Annotated in this window: 14 protein-coding genes; 5 read left to right on the forward strand and 9 right to left on the reverse strand. The window is 63.0% G+C overall.

Going from position 1 to position 17577, the window contains the following annotated elements; translation table 11 throughout:
* Nucleotides 1-29 precede the first annotated feature (29 nt).
* The 5 genes from NOF55_RS21615 to allB all read left to right on the forward strand — a co-directional run bounded on the left by NOF55_RS21615 (nucleotide 30) and on the right by allB (nucleotide 6071).
* A complete protein-coding gene (locus NOF55_RS21615; RefSeq protein WP_306413201.1) occupies nucleotides 30-905 on the forward strand; it encodes a transporter substrate-binding domain-containing protein in 876 nt (291 codons plus the stop codon).
* A 214-nt stretch (nucleotides 906-1119) separates the two neighbouring features.
* On the forward strand, nucleotides 1120-2685 hold the full coding sequence (locus NOF55_RS21620) for an amino acid ABC transporter permease/ATP-binding protein (protein ID WP_306413202.1): 1566 nt from the start codon (nucleotides 1120-1122) through the stop codon (nucleotides 2683-2685).
* Nucleotides 2682-3761 (forward strand): alpha-hydroxy acid oxidase, encoded by a 1080-nt coding sequence (locus tag NOF55_RS21625; protein ID WP_306413203.1) that lies wholly within the window; start codon nucleotides 2682-2684, stop codon nucleotides 3759-3761. The genes NOF55_RS21620 and NOF55_RS21625 overlap by 4 nt, the downstream gene beginning before the upstream one ends.
* Nucleotides 3754-4677 carry an ABC transporter substrate-binding protein gene (locus NOF55_RS21630; protein ID WP_306413204.1) on the forward strand — a complete coding sequence of 308 codons (924 nt, stop codon included), beginning with the start codon at nucleotides 3754-3756 and terminating at the stop codon, nucleotides 4675-4677. The genes NOF55_RS21625 and NOF55_RS21630 overlap by 8 nt, the downstream gene beginning before the upstream one ends.
* 17 nt (nucleotides 4678-4694) lie before the next feature.
* A complete protein-coding gene (allB, locus tag NOF55_RS21635) occupies nucleotides 4695-6071 on the forward strand; it encodes an allantoinase AllB (RefSeq protein WP_306413205.1) in 1377 nt (458 codons plus the stop codon).
* A gap of 158 nt (nucleotides 6072-6229) precedes the next feature.
* Here the strand turns inward: allB and NOF55_RS21640 are convergent, their stop codons facing one another.
* The 9 genes from NOF55_RS21640 to NOF55_RS21680 form a co-directional block, all read right to left on the reverse strand.
* On the reverse strand, nucleotides 6230-6772 hold the full coding sequence (locus NOF55_RS21640) for an invasion associated locus B family protein (RefSeq protein ID WP_306413206.1): 543 nt from the start codon (nucleotides 6770-6772) through the stop codon (nucleotides 6230-6232).
* A 35-nt stretch (nucleotides 6773-6807) separates the two neighbouring features.
* On the reverse strand, nucleotides 6808-8112 hold the full coding sequence (locus tag NOF55_RS21645; RefSeq protein ID WP_306413207.1) for an HlyD family type I secretion periplasmic adaptor subunit: 1305 nt from the start codon (nucleotides 8110-8112) through the stop codon (nucleotides 6808-6810).
* The gene (locus NOF55_RS21650; protein WP_306413208.1) at nucleotides 8099-9940 is read right to left on the reverse strand and encodes a type I secretion system permease/ATPase; all 1842 of its coding nucleotides are present in this window, start codon (nucleotides 9938-9940) and stop codon (nucleotides 8099-8101) included. The genes NOF55_RS21645 and NOF55_RS21650 overlap by 14 nt, the downstream gene beginning before the upstream one ends.
* A 7-nt stretch (nucleotides 9941-9947) precedes the next feature.
* On the reverse strand, nucleotides 9948-10652 hold the full coding sequence (locus tag NOF55_RS21655) for a hypothetical protein (RefSeq protein ID WP_306413209.1): 705 nt from the start codon (nucleotides 10650-10652) through the stop codon (nucleotides 9948-9950).
* An 82-nt stretch (nucleotides 10653-10734) separates the two neighbouring features.
* Entirely contained in the window at nucleotides 10735-13362 is a 2628-nt protein-coding gene (locus NOF55_RS21660) for a TonB-dependent receptor (RefSeq protein ID WP_370869034.1), read from the reverse strand.
* Between the two features lie 153 nt (nucleotides 13363-13515).
* Nucleotides 13516-14523, reverse strand: coding sequence for a FecR family protein (locus tag NOF55_RS21665; protein WP_306413211.1), 1008 nt, complete (start codon nucleotides 14521-14523; stop codon nucleotides 13516-13518).
* A 110-nt stretch (nucleotides 14524-14633) separates the two neighbouring features.
* Nucleotides 14634-15134 carry an RNA polymerase sigma factor gene (locus NOF55_RS21670; protein WP_306413212.1) on the reverse strand — a complete coding sequence of 167 codons (501 nt, stop codon included), beginning with the start codon at nucleotides 15132-15134 and terminating at the stop codon, nucleotides 14634-14636.
* A gap of 286 nt (nucleotides 15135-15420) precedes the next feature.
* The gene (locus NOF55_RS21675) at nucleotides 15421-16242 is read right to left on the reverse strand and encodes a Pnap_2097 family protein (protein WP_306413247.1); all 822 of its coding nucleotides are present in this window, start codon (nucleotides 16240-16242) and stop codon (nucleotides 15421-15423) included.
* 50 nt (nucleotides 16243-16292) lie between these two features.
* The gene (locus NOF55_RS21680) at nucleotides 16293-17567 is read right to left on the reverse strand and encodes an MSMEG_0569 family flavin-dependent oxidoreductase (protein WP_306413213.1); all 1275 of its coding nucleotides are present in this window, start codon (nucleotides 17565-17567) and stop codon (nucleotides 16293-16295) included.
* Nucleotides 17568-17577 lie beyond the last annotated feature (10 nt).

The following is a 17577-nucleotide window of genomic DNA, read 5'->3' on the forward strand; positions in this document are numbered from 1 at the left end:
TAATCAGCGCGATCAGGGGATCCATCGTGATGAAACGCTTAACCTCGACATTCGTGGCCGCGCTGCTCGCAGGCGCGTCCTTGGCCTCCGCCGAGGACACGCCGAGCCCGACTCCGGCCGAATTCGCCTCCATGCCGGCCTGCGAGGCGCTTCGCTCCAAGTATCCGTCGCTCACCGGCAAGGAACTCACCATCGGTCTCGGTGGCTACAACAAGGGCTTCCAGTCTCCGAAGGCCGACGATCCGGACACGCTCGAAGGTCTCGATCCGGACATGTTCGACCGTCTGGGCGCATGTCTCGGCTTCACCTACAAGTTTCAGCTCGGCGCCTTCAATGTCCTGATCACCTCGCTGACGTCCGGCCGTATCGACATGGGTCCGTCGCTCTACGTCACCCCGGCCCGCCTTGAACAGGTCGCCTTCGTGTCGTCCTATCAGGTCATCGACGGCTCCGTCGTGCCGAAGGGCAATCCGAAGAACCTGCAATCGCTCGACGATCTGTGCGGCATGACCATCTCGGCGGCCGCCGGCACGTTCGAAGCGACGACGCTCGCGCCGGAACAGACCAAGAAATGCCTGGAGGCCGACAAGCCGGCGGTCGATGTGCTGCTCGTCCAGAACACCGACAACGCGATCCTCGCCGTCCAGTCCGGCCGGGCCGACATCCACCTGACGTCGGCCGCGGTCGCCAGGGGCCTGGTCGCCGCCGACCCGCGCCTCGAGCGCGCGTTCGATGTCGACCTGCCGATCCGTAACGGCTATCCGATCGCCAAGGACAATACGGAACTGCGCTCGGCCGTTACCGAGGGCATCGCGATCATCCAGGGCACGGGCGTGCAGAAGAAGCTGCTCGAAAAGTGGGGCCAGGGCGGCGACGCCGAGCGGCCCGTCGAAAACCTGGGCTGACCGGGAACGGGCCGCGCGGGATTTCCCGGCGCGGCCCGAACGCACTGTCCCTTCTTCGGATCGCTTGCGATTTGCAGAACGGTCCGTAGGCGGCTTCCGTATATTACGGCCGCCGTTTGCTTCATAATCGGCGTGGCGTCGCTGCGGGAAGGTCCGGGCATTCTCCGGTTTTCACAATGCGCCGCGGGGTCTTTCACAGTCGCAGGCTTTTCCGATGGACATCTTCCTCCACTATCTGACGCTTCCCTATCTCTGGCAGGGAGCGGTCATCGCGGTGCAGCTCATGGTCGGGGCTCTCTTCGGAGGCATTGTGATCGGGTTTTTCCTCGCGCTCGCCAGCATGTCCAAACACCGGCTCATCAGCTATCCGGTCAAGGCATACATCTACCTGCTGCGCGGCACGCCGGTCCTGCTCCAGCTCATCCTGCTCTACAACGTCCTGCCCCAGTTCGGCATCATGCTGTCGGCATTCGCCAGCGCGCTTCTCGCACTGACGATCAACGAGACCGCCTATTGCGCCGAGATCATACGCGGCGGCATCATCTCCGCAAACCGGGACCAGCGCACGGCCGCGCAGGCCTTCGGCTTCACCCGCACGGCCGAGATGATCCATGTGGTGATCCCGCAGGCGCTGCGCGCCATCATGCCGACCCTCGGCAATGAATCGGTCGGCCTGCTCAAGTCGACATCGCTTGCCTCGGTGGTCGGAGTGAGCGAACTGACGATGCGCAGCCAGACGATCGTTTCGGAGAACTTCCTTTTCATCCCGGTGCTCATGGCGTCCGGCGGCATCTATGTCATCCTGGCGAGCGTACTGGCGGTCGGCCAATGGTGGCTGGAAACGCGCGTCGGTCTGGACTTCCGCGCCAGGCGCGCCCGGCACCGCAAGCCGCGTCCGGTGGCCGAACTGCCGGCATCCGCGGCTTCCCCGACGACCGTCGATTCCCGCGAAAAGCTTCTGGAAGTGATCGATCTCAGGGTTGCCTATCACGGCAAGGAAGTCCTGAAAGGTCTTTCGCTGACGGTGCGGCGCGGCGAGGTCGTGGTGCTGCTCGGCCGGTCCGGATCGGGCAAGAGCACGCTCCTGAAATCCATCCTTGCGCTGGCGCCCGTCAGCGGCGGCGATATCCGCGTCGGCGGGGAGCGGATGGGGCGCGGGCCGAGCGGAGCCCCCCTGCCGGCCCGGGCGTTGCCGGCCAACCGTGCGGCGGCCCGCATCGGCATCGTCTTCCAGAATTTCGCGCTCTTCGACCATCTGACGGCGGAAGAGAACGTGATGAGCATTCCCGTGATCGTGCAGAAGGACGCAAAGCCGGTCGCCCGCGCCAAGGCGCGCCGCGCCCTCGATCAGGTCGGCCTGTCCGCGTTCTACCATTCGCTCCCGCACGAGCTTTCCGGCGGCCAGCAGCAGCGCGTCGCCATCGCCCGCGCGCTGGCCAGCAATCCGCAGCTCATCCTGTTCGACGAGCCGACCTCGGCGCTCGACCCGGAACTGGTGCGCGAGGTGCATTCGACCATCCGCAAACTGGCGGACATGGGCATGACGCTGGTCATCAGCACCCATGACGTCGACTTTGCACGCAGCGTCGCCGATCAGATCGTCTTCCTCCAGCACGGCGTTCTCGTCGAACAGGGGCCGCCTTCGATCATCGACAACCCGCAAACGCAGACCTTCGCCGCCTATCTGCGCCAGGAGGCCGCCGGCGAGATCGGGCCGGAGATCGAGCCCGAGCCCACCGCTCCCAAACCGGCTGCAAAGCTGATCCACACGGAAAGATGACGTCCATGCTTCCCTATCAGGCCGAGGCGGAAGCCGCGATCGGCAAAGACCTCTATCGTTATCTTGTCGGCCGCGCCGTGGACGGCGGCGCGGAGGATGCCAACGAGGCCGCTTTCAGACGCTTCTGCCTTGTGCCACGGGTCCTGTCGGATATCCGTGGCGTCGACCTCGCGACGACGCTTTTCGGCGTCGAGATTGCCGCTCCGGTCGTGGTCGGTGCCTTTGCCGGCGACCGCCTGTTCCATGCGGAGGGGCTTGCGCCCGTCGCCCGGGTCTGCAAGCGCCTGCGCCTGCCCCTCGTCGTTTCGGAAGAAACCGTTACGCCTCTCGCCCGGATAACCGCCTTGCACGACCGGGTCCTCCTGCAATTGCGCGCTGCCGGCCCCGTGGAACGCGCGCGCTCCCTCGTCGAACATGCCGCCGATGCCGGGGCCGTCGGCATCGTGCTGACGGTGCTTGCGCCGGCGCACCCCATCGAGGGCCTACGGCCGGGCGGCTTCGATGTCGGTCAGGCGCTGCGGGACAGGGGATGGACGACGATCGGTTCCGACCGCCCCGGCCCGATGCCGCTGCCGGCATTTCCCAACTGGACCGCCCGGGACATTTCCGAGGTCGCCGACAGCGCGAAAGCGCGCGGCCTGCACCTCGTCGTCAAGGGCGTCCTCCATCCCGGCGATGTCGCGGCTTGCGAACAGGCCGGAGCCGGTACGCTCATGGTTTCCAATATCGGCCTGCGGCAATCGTCGCGCTGGTTGCCGGCGCCGCTTGCCCTGCCTGGCATGAGGGCTGCCGCCTCGAAGGGCACGGCGGTGCTGGCCGATGGCGGTATCCGGCATGGCAGCGATGTGCTGATCGCCCGGCTTCTGGGCGCGGATGCGGCGGTGGTTTCGCGGCCGGTTCTCACGGCACTGGCCGGCGCCGGGGAAAAGGGCGTCGAGTCGTACTTGTCCGGCCTGATCGATTCATTGACCGCCATGACGCTCTGGATGGGCGCCGGCAGGATCGAAGACCTGCGCCCGGACCAGTTGGCGCGCGCCGATGGCACCCCCCTTCCCTATGGAAAAAGCGATGTCTGAGGCTCGCGCCCTGCTGAAGCTCAACGAAGGCGATCCGAGCGAACAGCGTCTCTACTACCTTCCCCACTATGTGGCCGCCGACAAGGGCTTCTTCGCCGGAGCCAACCTCGAGGTTCTGTTCACTCGCACGGCGACCGGCGGACATACGGTGCGCGGGGGCCAGATCCCGGCCGTCCTGTCGGGCGAAGCCGATCTCACCATCGGCGGGCCGATGGTGACGATGAAGATGCTGGAAGAGGGAACGGCCCATCTCGTCAACATCTGTGCCGCCGTGCGGACCCATCCCTGGTATCTCCTGTCGCGCCAGCCGATGCCTGAATTCTCCTGGGACGACCTGCGCGGGCGCACCGTGGTCGATATCGCCAATATCGGCACCGCGACCTTCACCTTCTCGTCGCTGCTGAAGGAAAAGGGGCTTGCCGGCAAGGTCGGACTGTCACCCGCACCTCTGACCGAAAGCGAAGCTCTGGCCGCATTCGTGGCCGGCGACGGTGATTTCGCGATCCAGCACCTGCACGCGGCCGGTCCCGCCCTGGCAAAGGGCGAGGTTTTCGCCGTTCAGGACCTTGCCACCGCGACGGGCGGCGTTCCGTGGAGCGCCTACATCGCCCTGCCGGAGGTCGTGGACCGGCGCCGGGCCGATTTCAAGGCATTCGCCGAAGCGATGGACCGCGCCTTCGCATGGATTTGCGAACATGACGGCACGGAAATCGCCGCCCTGATCGGCCACCGTTTTCCATTTTTTCCGCGCGGCGCGATGGCGATGGCCATCGATCTTTACCGGAAGGCCGGTCTCTGGCCACCGAACCAATTCATTCCGCAGCAGGATTTCGAACGGTTCAGCCGATTGCTGGTCGAGGCCGGCTGGCTGTCCGCACCGGCGGATTATGAGAAGCTTGTCCGGCCTCTCGACTGACATCGATGGAGAATGACATGGACACCCTCATCAAAGGCGGCACGGTCGTCACCGAACACGGCGTCGCTCCGCTCGACATCGGGATTGCCGGTGGCCGGGTCGCTGCACTTCTGTCTCCCGGCGAAGCCGTGGACGCGGGCCGGATCGTCGACGCGACCGGGCTTCTCGTCGTGGCGGGGGCCATAGACGCGCATGTTCACTTCACCGGTTCCAACCCCTATCCCGAGGAGGAACTCTTCGACGGAACCTGCTCCGCGGCAATGGGGGGCGTGACCACGATCATCGAGATGCCGCACTCCAATCCGCCCGCCACCACCCTCGAGGCGTTCGAGGCGAAGAAGGCGATGGCGATGCGACAGGCGGTCGTCGATTTCGGCCTGTGGGGCGGGCTCGACGGCAGGAACTGCAACGAACTGCCGCGCCTGCGCGAAGCGGGAGCGCTGGCGTTCAAGGGGTTCCTGTGCAGTTCGCAACGCGACCGGGCCGCCAGCGATCCATCCGGTCTCCCCGCCCTGACCGATGCCGAATTGGTCGAGGCCATGCGCGTGGTCGGAAAATTCGGCGGGCTGATCGGCCTGCACGCGGAGAACCACGACCTGCTCATCGAGGCGCAGGCGAGGCTCCGCGTCGCAGGACGCACCGACATGCGCGCCCACGCGGAAGCGGGACCCGAAATCGCCGAGATCGAGGCGGTCTCACGCATCATCACGCTGTCGCGCGAAACGGGAACGCGCTGCCATATCGTTCACCTGAGCTCCGGGAAAGCAGCGGAACTGATCGCCGCCGCGAAGGGCACGGCTCCGGTTTCCGTCGAGACCTGCTCCCATTATCTTCTCCTCGATGAAGACGATCTGGTCCGCATCGGCCCCTGGGCACGCTGCGGGCCGCCGCTGCGGCCGAGGGAGACCATCGACCTGCTCTGGACGTCCGTGCTGAACGGTACGATCGACATCCTCGCTTCCGACCATTGCCCCTATCTGCCCGAAGCCAAATCGATCGGGTTCGAAAGCGTCTGGAAGGCCGGGATGGGCCTGACCGGCGTCCAGACGACGGTGCCGCTCCTGTTCAGCGAAGGCGTGGTGAAAAGGGGGCTGAGTCTGACGGATTTTGCCCGCATGACCGCGGCAGGTCCGGCCAGACTGTTCGGCCTTTATCCGAAAAAGGGCACGATCGCTCCCGGAAGCGATGCCGACCTGGTCTTCTACCGCCCCGACGAGGAATGGACGATCACCGGGCAGTCCTTTCCCGGCCGTGCGAAGTGGACCCCGTTCGAAGGCACCCGCTGCACGGGCCGCGTCGTAAGGACGATGGTTCGCGGGACGGATGTCTATGCCGATGGCACCATCATGGTTTCCGCAGGCTTCGGCACATTCCAGCACGCCGCGTGTTCATGAAAGCTGATCAGCGTATCGTGAGCACTCATCTCGACATTCTTGCGATCACCACTGGCTGCAAAGATGGCAAGGCGTTGAAGCAATCCAATGATCCTGCAATGGGCAGATGACATCGCAATGCGGTCGGCACGCGTTTCAACACCGGCTGCACCATAACCTCAGGATGGTAGATGCCTCCCCATCCCCCTCAACATTTCCGTTGACGCAGCGAAGCCGGCAAGCGGAACGGAGAATGCGATCGTCCTGTTGCGCGAGACGGTATATGCGTGGATATCAAGCTTTTCGGCATATTCGAGCTGTTCCACGGCCATCCTATCGAAATGAAGCTTGACCACGCAACGGGCCGGGCTATTGGCCGCGATCGGTATCTTCCTCGTCAGCCCAGCATCGTCGATCCGGAGGCGGACTCCGTCCGATGCCTCAAGACCCGCCGGAAGGACGAGAATACCCCGCATTTCACCGCCGCTTGCGAAGCCGAGGTCAATCATCACCTTTGGCAAGCCGCCCCGATGTTCGATGTATCGGACGACGCTGACTTCATGCCCCTCGGGGCCGGTTCGCTCGATGGTCCAGCAGGCCGCTTCCGGTAGCACAGGACCGGGCCGGTTCCACGCGGAAGCCTCATTGTTCCCCTTGGCCCTGAGCCTGATCGTTGCGGTTGTCGAAAACAACGAGGCGAATGCAAGAGTATGGTCCATCATCGGCATTTCCTCCATTTTCCTGAAAGGTGGCATGTTCATTCTTCCCGGAAGGCCCGGTTGATCTGGTCGGACAGCGGCTTGACGAAGTAGGACAGGGCCGTGCGCTCGCCGGTCTGGATCATCGCTTCGGCCGGCATGCCCGGTACGAGCGTCAGTTCCTCAAGCTTCTTCAATTCGTCAGCCGGAACCGCAAGGCGCACCAGATAATAGGAAAACCCGGTACGTTCATCGGTTGTCAGGTCTGCCGCGATCCGGCTGACATGGGCGTTCAATTCCGGGGTGATGCGCGTATTGAAGGCCGACATGCGCAGCACGGCCTTCTGGCCAAGCTGGATCTGGTCGATATCCTGCGGTTGAATCTGCACCTCAAGCGCCAGATCGTCGCCCTCCGGCACGATCAGCATGATCGGATCAGCGGGCGAGACCACGCCCCCGACCGTGTGCACGGCCAGTTCGTGAACGATACCCGTCTGCGGCGCGATGATATCGATGCGCTTCAGCTCGTCTTCCGCCGCGACCTTGCGCTCGACATATTCGCCGATCTGCCCCTGAATCTCACGCAACTCCCGGCCGACCTCGGCCTTCAGGTCCTGGTCGATTTGCAGGATTTGCAGCCGCGTCTCGGTAATGCGGCCAGCCGCCTGCGCCTGATAGGCGATCTTCTCACCACGCTCGCCGCCATAGGTGGCAGCCTGCGTCTTGAGGCTGTTCAACCTTTGCACCGAAACGATGCCCTGGTTGTGCAACGCTTCCTGTGAGACGATTTCCGTTTCCAGAACCGCAAGGCCATTCGCATAAGCGATTTCCTGTGCTTTCAGCCCCTCGATTTCGTGTTCGTATTGGGCGATCCGTTCGATGAGCTGGGCCTTCTTGCCTTCCCGGGATTCCTTGCGAAAATCGAACAGCCGCGTCTCGCTGTGGATGGCGGACGCCACGTCGGGATCGTCGCGGCGGGCCAGCAGCCAATCGGGAAGCTCGATAGCGTCGAGGTCGTCACGCTCCGCCTCCAGCCGCGCCAGACGGGCACCCAGTTCATCCAGCCGCTTGGTGACGATGGCGAGATTGGCCCGCGTCTGGGTGGCGTCGAGACGCATGACCACGTCGCCGGCACGCACCTTGTCGCCTTCGCGAACAAGGATTTCCCCGACGACGCCGCCGGTCGGATGCTGCACCTTCTTGACATAGGAATCGACCACGAAATGCCCGGACGCGACGACGGCGCCGGCCAGATTGGTCGCAGCCGCCCAGGTGCCGACGCCACCGACCAGAACCACGCTCGCCAGCAGGCCGGCCATCAGGTGACGGCGGATGGAACGGGAAACATCGTCAATGCTCGACATCGGGCTTCTCCGTCACCGTATCGTTTGCGGACGTCGCTTCAGGCTGGGCGGGATTGGCGATCACACGCAGGGGCGTCATGCCGAAACCCGTCGCGGGAAAGGGTTTCCCCGCTGCCTGCGGACGGGACGCAGGTTTGAGGACCCTGGACAACACTTCCTCCCTCGGGCCGAACGCCTTCTGACGGCCGCCGTCCATCATCAGTATATAATCGACGGCATTGATGGCAGCCGGACGATGGGCAACAACGATGGCGATGCCGCCGCGCGCGCGAACCGAGGCGATGGCCCGTATAACGGCGGCTTCTCCATCGACGTCGAGGTTGGCGTTGGGTTCGTCCATGACGATGAGGAAAGGATCGCCGTAAAGGGCGCGGGCAAGGCCGATACGCTGGCGCTGGCCCGCCGAAAGCGCCGAACCGCCCTCGCCGATCTGGGTTTCGTAACCCTTTTCGAAACGCAGGATCAGCTCATGGACGCCGGCGGCCTTCGCTGCGGCAACGACGGATTCCGGGTTCGCGTCCGGTTCGAACCGGGCGATGTTTTCGGCAATCGTTCCGCCGAACAGTTCGACGCCCTGCGGCAGATAACCGATATGCCGGCCAAGAACCTCCCGGTCCCATTGGTCGAAACTCGCACCGTCGAGGCGCACCTTGCCCGAGGCAGGCATCCATGCGCCGACCAGTGCGCGGACCAGCGTCGACTTGCCCGACCCCGAAGGACCGATAATGCCGAGTGCGCCTCCGGCCGGAACCGCAAAGCCTGCTCCCATGACGGTCGGGGCCTTTTCCCCCGGCGGGACGATGGTGACGCCTTCGACGCGCAATTCCTTTTCCGGTGCCGGCAATGCCATCACCTGTGCATCCGGAGGCACTTTTCCGAGGAGGTCTTTCAGGCGGTTCCAGCTCTGGCGGGCCATGAGGAACGGCTTCCAGCTTGCTATGGCGAGATCGACCGGGGCCAGCGCCCGGCCCATCATGATCGAGCTGGCGATCATCACGCCCGGCGTGACCTCCTGCCGGATGACGAGATACGCGCCGACACCGAGGATCGTCGATTGCAGCATGATGCGGAGGGCTTTGGCAACGGAACCGAGACCGCCGGCCACATCCCCGGTCTTGCGATTTGCCGCGAGATACTGGCCATTGGCCTTCTGCCATCGCGCCGCTATACGCTTTTCAAGCCCCATGACGCGAACGACTTCGGCATTGCGGCGGGTCGCTTCCAGCAGGCCGTTGCGGATCATGTTGTGGGTGATGGCGTCGCTGATCGGCTGGCGCGACAGAATGTTGGTGATCACCGTCAGGGATACCAGCACGATCGCACTGACCAGAGCGGTGACGCCGATCCAGAAATGGAACAGGAAGCAGATGCCGAGATAGAGCGGCATCCACGGCAGATCGAAAAGCGCGGTCGGGCCGTTTCCGCCGAGGAAACCGCGAACATTGTCGAGGTCGCGCAACGGCTGAAGGCCATCGCCCTGCATGCGCGTCAGAAGAGGAAGGCGCACGACAGCATCGTGAACGCGACCGGAAAACTGTCCGTCGAAACGCTCGCCGATGCGCAACAGGACACGCGAGCGGATAATGTCGAGAAGGGCCTGAAAGGCATAGAGTCCGGCCGCAAGCACCGCGAGCCCGACCAGGGTCGGCACGCTGCCGCTGGCAATCACCCGGTCGTAGATTTGCAGCATGAACAAAGGCGAGGTCAAGGCCAGCACGTTGACGACGCCGCTGATCATCGCGATTGCCGCTGCGCTTCGCGTCAGGGGAAAGGCAACCGTCGCGGCATCAAGCCGCGACGGCACCCGAACCTTTGAACGGTTCGTCATCCTTCGCTCACGCAATCGTTGCGGGGTCGGCGACGAACTGGAAGTCGGCGCTGCTCAGCGTACCGGAGAAGCCGGCGAGCGTGATGGTGTTGCCATCCCACGCGATGGTATTGCCGCTGATTGTGGCATCGTCCGCGAAGTCCGCGTAATTCGTCCACAGGGAGGTATCGAACACGATGTAGTCTTCGCCATCGGTGAAGTCGTTGATCGTGTCGGAGCCCCAATTGTCTTCGAAGTAGAAGTAATCGGTGGCGTCATAGCCGTAGAGCGTGTTGTCCGCCTCCGTGCCGACCTGGATGGTGCCGGCGTCGTCGAAGTAGTCGTAGACGCGAGACGCATCGCCAGCAATGAGGCCATAGACCAGATAGTCGAAGCTATCCGGGCCGGCATTGACGTTGAGGTCGCGGAAGTCGAACGTCAGTTCGACGTTCGTGACCGAGGTGAGGCCGCTGGCATCGGTCGTGAGACCATAGCCGAAGGTCAGGGCATCGGCCGTCCCGGTCAGATTGCCGCCGGAATAGGCCGTGAAATCACCGTCGAGCACGGCGGCATAGTCCGAGGTATTCGTCCCCTGGATCCACTGATCGTATGGCGCGGAGGAGGGATAGAATGTCCCGTACCTGTTCGCCAGCGATGCCGTCGCCGCGACATAGCTGTCGATATAGGCTTCCAGATCGGCGCTGGCATCCGTCAGATTGATAAGAAGCGACATCTCTCGTTCTCCTTGGGTTGGTTTCACTGCTGTTGTCCGCCTTCGGCGAACCTCGTTATCGCGCCTTGAGGACGCGAAATCCCTAGAACTTGAAATTCAGTGATGCCGTCACGGTACGCCCCGGTGCCGGAAGGGTGGACTGGCCCAGTGCCGGGACATAGGCGACATCGGTCACGTTGTTGACTGCAAAACGCAAAGTCGTCTTCGGGTTGAATTTGTAGGAACCGTAAATGTCGAACAGCGTGTAATCGCCGGTCTGCCATGACGAAACCAGGCCGGCGCTGGCAGAACCGCCGATGTTCTTGTCAGCCGCTCCCACATGGGTGACGCGCCCGCCAAGCGTCAGTTTTTCCTCGAAGAAGCGCACGCCGCCGTCGAGCGAGAATTTGGTGCGCGGCGGCACGAACAGGATATAGGAATCGGTCAGGTGGGACGTGCCATTATAGGTGTAGGTGGTGGCGTAGTCGGCATCGAGGTAACTGAACGAACCGCCGATATAGTAACGGCCGGCGTCGTAATTCGCCTCCAGTTCCACGCCCCGCATCGGCGTCGTGCCGTCGAGATTGACGTAAGCGCCAAAATTGGTCTGATAAGTCTCCTCGTCGAGGTCGACGGTGCCTATGGCAATGTAATTGTCGACCCTGCGATAGAAGGCGACGGCTTTCGCGCGAAAGCTGTCGCCGGCCTGAAACACGCTGTCATAGGAAAGATTGGCGCCGATCTCGAACGTATCGGCCTGTTCCGGCTCGATCCACGGATTGGGCGCAAATCGGCCTGTTCCAGAGGAAGCGCCGCCAACATGCGTGCCGCCCATCACTGCTTCCATGACCGTCGGGGGCCGGTAGGTATGGGCATATTTCGCAAACAGCTGAAGACCGTCCGCCGGCTTGACGGTGACACCAAAAGTCGGAGACCATGCGCCGCCGGAAAGATCGACATCGGCGGCATAGGCCTCCTGCGGGATCGTGATGGTCGCGCAGCGCCACACGCAATCCGGATCGATCTTGATCTGCTTCAACTCGCTGAAGACCGTCGTCGATCCGTCGATCGTATAGTAGTCGTAACGGATGCCGCCGCTGACGCTCAGCCAGTCGTCATGATCGAGCGTGGCGTTGGCAAAGCCGCTGACCACGTCACGCGTACCGGAGCCGTTCGCTCCCTGATACCACCAGGCCTCGTCCGGATCGTCGGTAATGTCGTCGCCGTTCGCCTTCGTGTCGCCGTCGTCGCGGAACGCCTCAACACCGTAGTTCAGCGAAAGATTGCCGATCGGCAGATCGAACCGGCTGGTGTTCTCGATGCTGCCGCCGACGCCCGACATGGTGTAATCGACGAAGACCTCGCGCATGCTGCTGGTGCGCTGCGAGCGATGTTCCTCGTCCTTGACGCGGTTGTACCAGAGCCGCGTCTTCAGGTCGATCAACTCGCTGTCAGGATCCCAGCCGAAACTGGCCGTCACCGTGTCGTTCGTCACGTCGTTGACATCATTCTGTAGATTGCTGTCCGTACCTTGCGCGAATTCCGTATCGTAGTGCAGCCAGCTCAGGTCGAGCGTGGTGTCGTCGGTCGGCTGCATTTCCGTCTTGAGCAGGCCGGACCATGTTTCGGAACCCCAGGGCATCTGATCGTAAACATTACCGAGATTGGTCGTATTCGGATGGCGCGATCCGATGTCGTACTTTCCGACGTCCTTGTAGCTGATGCCACCGAGGATCGAGAAGCTGTCGGACAACCGGATGGCGGCCGAGGCGTTACCGGCGAAATGATAGGCGTTTGTGCCGGTCGTCCCATCGATCTCCGCCCCCCAGTTCCTGCCCGCCTCGATCAGATCGTCCGCGACCAGCGTCCGGAAATTGACGGAACCGCCGAGCGAGGCCGCCCCGCCCACGCCCGAGGTTCCGCTCTTTTCGATATCGACCTGGCGGATAAAGGCGGGATCGACATAGGTCAGCCCGGTCGAGCCGTGGGCGCTGCGCTGGAAATTCTGCCGCGCGCCGTCGATCATCATGTTGATGCGGGTCTGGTCCTGGAGGCCGCGGATATTGACATTCAGCCCCTGGCTCTGGGCGTTGTCGTTCGACACGACGACGCCGGGAACGTCGGCAAACAGTTCCCGCGAGTTGCGTGTCGCAGAATTGCGGATCGCCTCGCGGGAAACCACGCTCACGCTCGAGGGCGTCTGGTAAACCCAATCCGGCGTCCCCTGGAATCCCGATCCCGACGCAGCATTGCGATTTGTCTTGCCGGAGACGATGATCGTCTCGAGCATCGTCGACCCGTCGACAGCCGGTGCGCCGCCGGCGGTCTGGCGGGCTCCGATCAAAACCGTGTTTCCGTTTCCGGACAGACGATATTCGACACCCGTGCCGTCAAGCAGTCTCGAAAGCGCCTCGCTTGGCGTAAAGTTGCCGACGACGGCTTTCGTCCGGACATTGCCTGATGCCGTCGATGAAAGCGTGACCTGAAACCCCGACTGGCGGCCGAACGCGCTCACGGCGCTGGTCAGCGATTGCGCCGGAATATTGAACGGTCTCGTTGCCCCCGACCCGGCGCTACCCGCCTGCGAGGCTGTTCCATTCGCAGCACTTTGCGCAGTCGCCGGCGCTGCCGCGAAGGAAACGGCAAGTGCGGTGGTCGCCAGCAACATTGCCCGACAGGCGTGCCGGCTGATATCGTTCCCCTTGATTTTCGTTCCTGCCCTGCTGCGCATGCTGCTTTCGTCTCTCCGGATTGCTGCGCCGATCATTTCTTGATCGGCGTCCTCAACAAAAAGACGATTGCCTCGCGAATTTTTTTCAGGGTTCCGGGAACATTTTAATAAACCACGGAAATCGAAGCGAAATTTCTGACGTGTGGGGCAACGTCAAAAGCGGGTGATGATACGTGCATAGCCGGAAACCGCCCGCACCTTGCCGCTATACGGTTCCACCAATGCCTCGAGCGCCTGATCGGGATCGTGGAGATTGTAGAAACCCGTCACCCTTTGCCGGGCAAGCGAAGGATCCGCCACGGTGATCCAGGCCGGATGATAGCGCTGGATCTGTTGCACGACCGAACCGATCGTCGCGTTGACGACATAAAGCCGCCCATCCCGCCAGCCGCCGATATCCTCGACGGAGATGCTTTCTTTCCGCATCGTGCCGGCACGGGCATCCACAGTCAGCAACTCGCCGGGCACCAGCGTGGACGACGATGTCGAAGAGGCACCTTCAAGCGATGCCTTCACCGACCCGCGGGCAAGCGCGACGCTCGTGACGCCATTGGAAATTTCCACGTCGAAAGCCGTGCCGAGAACCTCCACCTTCACCTTGTTGGCTTCGACGACAAAGGGGCGTTTTGCATCGGGAACGACGTCGAAGAAGGCTTCCCCCTCCAGAAGAACGATCTCACGGCGTCCCGACGAAAAATCGGTTGCGATCGCGCTCGACGCGGCGAGCAAGACGGTACTGCCGTCCTGAAGGGTTATGCTGCGGCTTTCCGCCGTCGCCGTGCGATGATCGGCACGGAACTGGATGAGCAGTGCCGGCGCCGCCATGACGACAAGACAGAGGGAAATGGCGGCTGCTGCTATTCCCAGATATGGCCATAAGGGCCGACGACGCGCCCATCGTCCCGGTGAGGATCTTCCGGACAGGCGCGGCGCGCCTTCCCAGAAGCTTCGATAGGCCGGCTCCGTCCCGCCGAAAGCTTGCCATGCCCTGCATGTCCGCTCCCACGCCAGGCGGTTTGCCTCCGCCGCGGCAAGCCATACATCGAACCTCCTGCGCAATTTTCGATCTTGCGGCCTTTCCTGAAGCTGGATCAGCCACTCGGCGGCCTCCTCCACCGCTTCGGGCGGCAGCTCTGTTTTCTTGTCCGGATCGATATTCATGAAGTCAGGCCTGTTCCCATGCGAGGCAGTTCACTACCCGTCATCCGTTCTTGTTATAAAGACGATTAACTCGACTTTTTTTTTCACGGAACCGCGCAACTTCCGCATCTTCACTTCATTTTTTCCGCGAAGGCCGCAAAACCGGCCTTGACCAGCCGATGGGCGCTGGCGACGGATATGCCGAGATGGGCGGCTATCTCGGCCATCTTGTAGCCGCCGAACCGGTGCATTTCCATCGCGATACGGGTCTGGGAGGGAAGCTGCGACAGAAGGTCCTGCACCTGCCTGACCTGATCGCAGAACAGGGCATGCTCCTCCGGCGTTGCGTGTTCCTGGGGAAGCCCCCAGAAAGGCGTGTCGTCCGGCATCTGCCTCAGATCGTAGCGGCGATGCTTGCGGTTATCGAGGGCAAGGTTGCGAACGATCCGAAACAGGTAGGATTTGAGGCTTGAGGGATTATTGGCGTTCTCCGGGACGAATTTGACGAACGCCTCCTGAACCACGTCCTCGGCGTCCTCCCGCGATCCGAGGATCAGCGTCGCATAGTTGATGAGGTCGAGACGATGCGCGACATAGGCGTCATAACGCTTGTCATCTTCCCGTATGCCCATTTTTCAACCGAACGCAAAATTCACTGACAGTCCAGACGACCTGGGGTCGATGACACCCTGTCGGTCATGGCAACGATGCAATCCCGATCCGGCTTCTTACCATCGAAACCACCCGTGAGCCAGCCAATACATGATTTTTTTAATCAAGTTATTGGCCCATGCAGCTCGGCGCGCTTGGGCGGAGAGCAAGGGAAACGCGCTGTCGAGAGCCGGCACCATCCTGCCGGCCTCGACCGGCAGGATGGTGAAGATGATGCTGGACAGAAAGGCCGCGCCTCTCCCGCTTTCAGCCGCAAAGCGCGCGGGCCAGAGGCGAGCCGTCCGGCCGCTCGATGGAGCAGCGGCGCAGATGATCCGCGTCGTCCTCAGCAAGAACGCCGATACGCACCGCTTCGCCGGGTTCGATATTGCCGAGAAACAGAAGCGAGAGTGGAGCGTCCAGCCGTTCGCGCGTCGCAGTCCCTTCCCAGTGGCAGAAGGCGCGGCCGACGAGAGCGGCGAATTCGGCGAAATAGAACAGCCCTGCGCCATTGAACTCCTCGAACGGGCAGGGCTGGAAAACCATGTCCCTCTCATGGTCCTTGCCCTGATCATCCCACAGCCGCAGCGCGGCAATGTCCTCCGTCAGCAGGCTTTCGCGCGCCGCGCCCTCCGCCCGGAAATGGCGGACGACGGAGCGCCGGATGGAACGGTTGTCCGCGCCGGTCCGGACCACGAAGACCGATTGCAGCACGACCGTGCCGATCTCGCGACCGTCGATGGCCAGCCTGTGGACGCTTTCCATCCGCGCCCCCGATACGGGATAAAGGTCCGAATGGATGGACAGGACGGCGTTGGCGCCCGCGCCCGAAAGGCGCGCATCCACCCGAAGCGCCGAGATGGCGGCATAGGCTTCCAGTCCGTCCGGCGTGCGGAAGTCGGCGGTTTCCAGACCGAGGCGGCGCGCCAGCAAAAGCCAGTGCCGGTGCCCGAGCTCCTCCAGCAGCCATGTGCGCGACAGGCCGAAGGGGGTCAGATGCGGCATGCCGAGCATCATGCCGGGACACAACGCGGCCTCGACGAGCGCCCTGCGATAAGCGTCAGCGGGCCTGTGATCGCGCGGCATCATATCCAAGACGGGTTTCCTTCTGCGGGCGGTCAAGGCTTCGCTCCCCGGCATCAGACGGCCGAAACGCGTCTGGCTGCGGGCAGGTCGCAGGCAACGAAATCCGCCAGATGATCCACGATATATTCCGCATCCTTCGCGATGCCGAGGAAACGGCCGGACCCCCAGGTCCACAGCCAGGGCAGGCCGAGCACGTAGAGGCCGGGCACGCCCGTCACGCCGCGTCTTTGCACCGGATAGCCCGTGCCGTCGAAGATCGGCAAGGCCACGAAGGACCAGTCGGGCGTGAAGCCCGTCGCCCAGACGACGCTGGTGATGCCGGCAGCCCGAAGATCGATTTCCGTCACCTCCCGCTCCGGCGTCCACACCGGCCGATAGACGCTCGGGGGCGGCGCTTCGATCCCCTTCCCGGCGATGTACCGGTCGATCAGCGCGTTGATGCCGTTATAGACCCGGTCGGCCTCGTCGAGATTCTGCTTCAGGTTGGGCCGGAAGATCATCCTGCCGCCCGAGACGGTTTCCATGCGGCCGTGGAGTTCCATGCCTTCCAGCGCAAACTGCCGCAGATCGATGTCGCGGCCGCCGTCGCGACCCGTCAGATAATGATTGGTGTCGTGCTTCTTCTTCTCCATTCCGTCATCGGCGATGGTGATTTCGTACTGGCCGATATCGGTCAGCCAGTCGACCACGTCGCGGCCGCGATAGAAGCGGGCGCAGCGCGGCGCATTGCCCGTCACGAGATGCACCTTGCGGCCGGCGAGATGAAGATCCTCGGCGATCTGGCAGCCGGACTGGCCCGACCCGACGACCATGACCGCACCTTCCGGCAACGACTGCGGATTGCGATAGTCGGCGGTATGAAGCTGAAGGATCGTCTCCGGCAGTTTCGCGCCGGCGCGCGGAATGAAGGGATCGGCATAAAGGCTCGTCGCGAGGACGACGCTGTCGGCCGTCACCGTGCCGGCGGAGGTCTCCACCCGGAACCCTTCGCCCGTGTGTTCCACCAGCCGCACTTCGGTATGTTCCAGAACGGGCGCTGCGACCCTGGCGATGAAGCGGTCGAGATAGGCGACGATCTCGTCCTTGACCATGAAGCCGTGCGGATCGTCGCCGTCATAGGGATGATCGGGCAGCAGGCATTGATAATTCGGCGTGACGAGGCAGAAGGCATCCCAGCGCTCGCTCTTCCACTTGTGGGCCGCGGTCTTCTTCTCGAAAACGATGTGATCGATCCCGGCCTTGCCGAGATAATGGCTGGCCGACAGTCCGGCCTGCCCGCCGCCGACGACGACCGCGCCGTAATGATCCTTGAGAGACAGGGAGGTCATGGCAATACCT

It is taken from the genome of Ectorhizobium quercum, assembly GCF_026552795.1.
GTDB lineage: Bacteria > Pseudomonadota > Alphaproteobacteria > Rhizobiales > Rhizobiaceae > Ectorhizobium > Ectorhizobium quercum.

Bases quoted from the DNA above. Each gene is read 5' to 3' on its own strand.
- NOF55_RS21670 (WP_306413212.1), bottom strand. From the start codon at position 15,134: ATGGGCATACGGGAAGATGACAAGCGTTATGACGCCTATGTCGCGCAT.
- NOF55_RS21625 (WP_306413203.1), top strand. From the start codon at position 2,682: ATGACGTCCATGCTTCCCTATCAGGCCGAGGCGGAAGCCGCGATCGGC.
- NOF55_RS21640 (WP_306413206.1), bottom strand. From the start codon at position 6,772: ATGATGGACCATACTCTTGCATTCGCCTCGTTGTTTTCGACAACCGCA.
- allB (WP_306413205.1), top strand. From the start codon at position 4,695: ATGGACACCCTCATCAAAGGCGGCACGGTCGTCACCGAACACGGCGTC.
- NOF55_RS21660 (WP_370869034.1), bottom strand. From the start codon at position 13,362: ATGCGCAGCAGGGCAGGAACGAAAATCAAGGGGAACGATATCAGCCGG.
- NOF55_RS21650 (WP_306413208.1), bottom strand. From the start codon at position 9,940: ATGACGAACCGTTCAAAGGTTCGGGTGCCGTCGCGGCTTGATGCCGCG.
- NOF55_RS21680 (WP_306413213.1), bottom strand. From the start codon at position 17,567: ATGACCTCCCTGTCTCTCAAGGATCATTACGGCGCGGTCGTCGTCGGC.
- NOF55_RS21665 (WP_306413211.1), bottom strand. From the start codon at position 14,523: ATGAATATCGATCCGGACAAGAAAACAGAGCTGCCGCCCGAAGCGGTG.
- NOF55_RS21645 (WP_306413207.1), bottom strand. From the start codon at position 8,112: ATGTCGAGCATTGACGATGTTTCCCGTTCCATCCGCCGTCACCTGATG.
- NOF55_RS21655 (WP_306413209.1), bottom strand. From the start codon at position 10,652: ATGTCGCTTCTTATCAATCTGACGGATGCCAGCGCCGATCTGGAAGCC.
- NOF55_RS21615 (WP_306413201.1), top strand. From the start codon at position 30: ATGAAACGCTTAACCTCGACATTCGTGGCCGCGCTGCTCGCAGGCGCG.
- NOF55_RS21630 (WP_306413204.1), top strand. From the start codon at position 3,754: ATGTCTGAGGCTCGCGCCCTGCTGAAGCTCAACGAAGGCGATCCGAGC.
- NOF55_RS21675 (WP_306413247.1), bottom strand. From the start codon at position 16,242: ATGATGCCGCGCGATCACAGGCCCGCTGACGCTTATCGCAGGGCGCTC.
- NOF55_RS21620 (WP_306413202.1), top strand. From the start codon at position 1,120: ATGGACATCTTCCTCCACTATCTGACGCTTCCCTATCTCTGGCAGGGA.